This window comes from Muriicola sp. SD30, assembly GCF_041205185.1.
In the GTDB taxonomy this organism is placed as follows: Bacteria; Bacteroidota; Bacteroidia; order Flavobacteriales; family Flavobacteriaceae; genus Muriicola.
Genome location: NZ_JBGEWB010000007.1, coordinates 1 through 3,797 on the forward strand (window position 1 = coordinate 1; position 3,797 = coordinate 3,797).

Here is a 3,797-nt window from a genome sequence, read left to right on the forward strand (position 1 = left end):
CTCTTAAGTTCTTCAAGTAGTTTCTTGTCTAGTTCGAGGTCGTCTAGAACCTTGCAATAGTATTGAAGTTCAGCTTCCTTATTCTTTTTTTGGTCATTCCAATTGTTTATTCCCAAAGCAATCAATATTCCAATAACAACCAAAATAATTTCTCCAATTGCGTATTTTAGGTATTTACCAGTTTTGTTTTTCTCCATAAGATCGAATCTTATTTTTCTAAAAAATTTAATCATAGCATTTTAAGACAGGGTTATATTTTATATCCAAACCAAAGGTCTACCAGACCTTTGATTTTGCTCCGCAAAATTAGGTTTGGATAGTGCCTAAAAAACTTAATCATAGTTTCTATTTCTATTTAGAGGACGTTCGCAAAGCGCCTGCCTGCCCTCTGGCAGGGCTATCTCAACCAAATGTCCACAGGATATTTGATTTTGCATAGCAAAATTATGTTTCGATAATCTAAAGAATTTTATCATTTCTTTTCCATTGTTCTAATGAAGGCTAACGGTTAGCCTTTCGTTATTTCTCTATCAATTAACTCAATAAGTTTAGAACAACTACTATGCATTCGATTTGCATATACATTGGATTCTATACCTCTTAAATTGGAAGTTAATTTTATATAAGATTTGAATCTTCTGTCCTCTTTTAGTTTTTTATAATCTACGGGAATAGCTATATCAAACATTCTAAATTCATCAAAATGGTCAAGTATTAGTTCAAACTTCATTGGCCACATCTGTATGTTGGCGTCCTCGAAATAATAAGCGAATTTAATATCTTGTTCATAGTACTTCGAGATCTCGTTTCTTAAACTATCATTTTCTATCAGATCCAATCCTCTTGCCTTTAATGTTTCATATGGTCCTAAATTTGGCAGGAACACGGTAATATTGGTTGACCTTTCAAAATGTATACTCAAGGAATCGTGATAAGGAAGGTCTGTATTCAATGCTTCTAATACTATTTCAGCTGATAATTGTGCATTCTTGTGCCTCTTAGCATTATAATTTATATCACTTAAATCTAGCTCAAGGGCTCTTTTTAATTCCTCAAGCGATTTTGTTTCTAATTGTTGAAGTTTTCTCAATTCATTATTATTGTTAACAGACAACGCAATCAAGATACCAATAACTACGAGAGCAATTTCGCCAATAGCATAAAGTACATATTTACCGAACTTGTTTTCAGCGAGTAGGTGCTGTCTTATGCGTCTAAAGAACTTAATCATATATGTTGCTTTTAATTTCTCCGCAAGCGGCTATCTCAACATCCCGATAGCTATCGGGACTACCAGACCTTTGATCTTGCTTTGCAAAATTATGTTTCGATAATCTAAAGAATTTTATCATTGGTTATTGGTTTCTGGTAATGAAGCACAACGGTCTTGGCTCTACCTACCCAGCTACCACTGGTACGGCAGACAAGTATGGTTTCGTTTTGACTTTACAGCGAGCCCACGTTGGGTTTCCAAACCTTGCTTGGAAAAATTAGCGCCCGCCTGAGGCGGGCAGGTAGGCAAGGCGCGCTGCTGTTCTTAGCTTTAAACCTGGTTCTCTGTTTTAAAAATAGAATAAATATTTGAAGTTGAGTTTAACCAAAATGAATTATAGCCGTTGTTAGCTTTAGTTTATTTTTCTTTCGAGGACTTGCGATTTCCAATAATAACAAGAATCATAGCAAAAATTAATAGCGCATTAGAAATAAGACCATAAATTCTTCCTGAATTCTCTTCCTCATCTAGGCTACTAATATTTAACACCAATAAAATAATACTCGCTATTATTAGTATAAAAGGAAGAATAGCTCTTTTTCCGAACATATTTTTTTATTTAAATTAAAGCTAACGGTCTTGGCTCTACCTACCCAGCTACCGCTGGTACGGCAGACAAGTATGATTTCGTTTTGACTTAGCAGCGAGCCCAGGCTATTCAGCCATAGAAGCCAGTTTTAGTTTTATTTAAATGTAGGGAATTTCAAGGAAGTTCTAAAGTAGCGATGAATTATAGCCGTTGTTAGGCACTGGCTTTTTTCATTAATATTCTTGAACCAAAACCTCTGTAGGAATATGCAAAGTCGTATTAAGTTTTCTAATCATGGCCAAAGACAGTTTTCTTTTTTTACTTAAAATTTCACTTACCCTACTTTTAAATCCTACGACCTTTGCCAAGTCCTTTTGTTTCATTCCCATTTGTTCCATGCGAAATTTGATGGCTTCGATTGGGTCCGGCATTCCGATCGGGAAATTCTCGTTTTCATATCGATCAATTAGTATTGACAGGATTTCAAGTTCATCTCCTTTTTCCGTTCCTTTTTTGGCGTCAAAAATCTTCTCAATTCGGTTGAGAGCATTTTGATAATCTTTTTCGTTTCTAATAGGTGCTATTTTCATCTTATATTTCGTTTGCGTTTACTTTGTCATATTCTGCATGAGTACCAACGAAGCGAATCCAACAGATTTGGAATTCAAAATTGAATTTCACGATAAGCCGGTACTTATTGCCTTTAATATTGAAAACAATCCGATTGTCCTTCAATATACTGGCACTTGGATATTCCTTTTTTAATTCGTTTAAGTTTTTGAATTCTGATTTTTCGGTTTCCCTGTACCAAGCCATCAATTGTTGTTCGCAATCGGTGTGCTTTGCCCAAAAATCCTTCAAAGTCCGTTTTGCGATTACTCTCAAATTATGTTCTTTAGGTCAAAGATATAAAAAAAGTTACCAATATGGTAACTTTTATGGTTTTTTATGCTTGTGCCTAACGGTCTTGGCTCTACCTACCCAGCTACCGCTGGTACGGCAGACAAGTATGATTTGCTTGCGCTGTTCGCTTCGCTCGGAACGTCACGCCTGTGGCGTGATCAGTTATAGCCGTTGTTGTGCTTTCGTTATTTTTATTATTGTTTAATTTCATTTTCAATTCCATCAATAACATTTTTAACGGTTTCAAGAATTTCGGCTTCTTCGTTTACGACTAAACTTCTATTCCAAAGCGATAATTGTAATGTCTTTAGAAGATTGTTGTCTGTCAAAAACGTATCGTAATTTTTTATTTTTAATTTGTAAACCTTAATCGTATCTGAATGTTTAAAGCCATAGTTTGTAGGTTCATTTGTATCAAGAAACAAATACTTCATTTGATAAGGATACAATTGTTCAGTAATATTAAAACTGGTATTTTGCGCACCTAATTCATCTCCTAAGCGTTTTAAATCTAGTTGAAATAAGTTTGAGATGGAAATACGAAGAGTGTCGTTTGATATTGTGCTTAGACCAATATTTTTAAGGTTTTCAAAAGCACTTGTTTTGGGAATTATCTTAAAATCACCTCCAGCATCAGCGAATAATCTATATATAGAATCAGAATATGATTTTTTATTAGAGATATCAAAGATAAGTTGTTGAGTAGATTTAAGGATTTTTTTATGTTCGGAAATTACTTTTTCAATATCATTTTTAGTTTGAACCAAATCACTTTTTAATTCTTTGTAAATCTGCGTCTCAAGTTTTTTTACTTTTCTATCCTCATTCCAATTATTAATTTGAAGTGCTATCAAAATTCCAATAACAACAAGTACAATTTCGCCAATTGCATATTTAAAATACTTTCCAGTTTTTCCTTCTGAAAGCAAATTTTGTCTAATTTTTCTAAAGAATTTTATCATTGGTTAGCGGTTTCTGATAATGAAGCACAACGGTCTTGGCTCTACCTACCCAGCTACCGCTGGTACGGCAGACAAGTATGATTTGCTTGCGCTGTTCGCTTCGCTCGGAACGTCACGCCTGTGGCGTGAT

At 34.5% G+C, this 3,797-nt stretch carries 5 protein-coding genes; all 5 read right to left on the bottom strand.

Going from position 1 to position 3,797, the window contains the following annotated elements; translation table 11 throughout:
• On the bottom strand, positions 1-197 hold a 197-nt coding region (locus AB8P51_RS15010; protein WP_369749694.1), incomplete at its 3' end, for a DUF6090 family protein.
• A gap of 311 nt (positions 198-508) precedes the next feature.
• On the bottom strand, positions 509-1,231 hold the full coding sequence (locus tag AB8P51_RS15015; RefSeq protein WP_369749695.1) for a DUF6090 family protein: 723 nt from the start codon (positions 1,229-1,231) through the stop codon (positions 509-511).
• Between the two features lie 804 nt (positions 1,232-2,035).
• Positions 2,036-2,392, bottom strand: a complete 357-nt coding sequence (locus AB8P51_RS15020; protein ID WP_369749696.1) for a type II toxin-antitoxin system HigA family antitoxin — start codon at positions 2,390-2,392, stop codon at positions 2,036-2,038.
• A 1-nt stretch (position 2,393) separates the two neighbouring features.
• Positions 2,394-2,687 carry a type II toxin-antitoxin system HigB family toxin gene (locus AB8P51_RS15025; RefSeq protein WP_369749697.1) on the bottom strand — a complete coding sequence of 98 codons (294 nt, stop codon included), beginning with the start codon at positions 2,685-2,687 and terminating at the stop codon, positions 2,394-2,396.
• 212 nt (positions 2,688-2,899) lie between these two features.
• Positions 2,900-3,667 carry a DUF6090 family protein gene (locus AB8P51_RS15030; protein WP_369749698.1) on the bottom strand — a complete coding sequence of 256 codons (768 nt, stop codon included), beginning with the start codon at positions 3,665-3,667 and terminating at the stop codon, positions 2,900-2,902.
• Between the last annotated feature and the right edge of the window lie 130 nt (positions 3,668-3,797).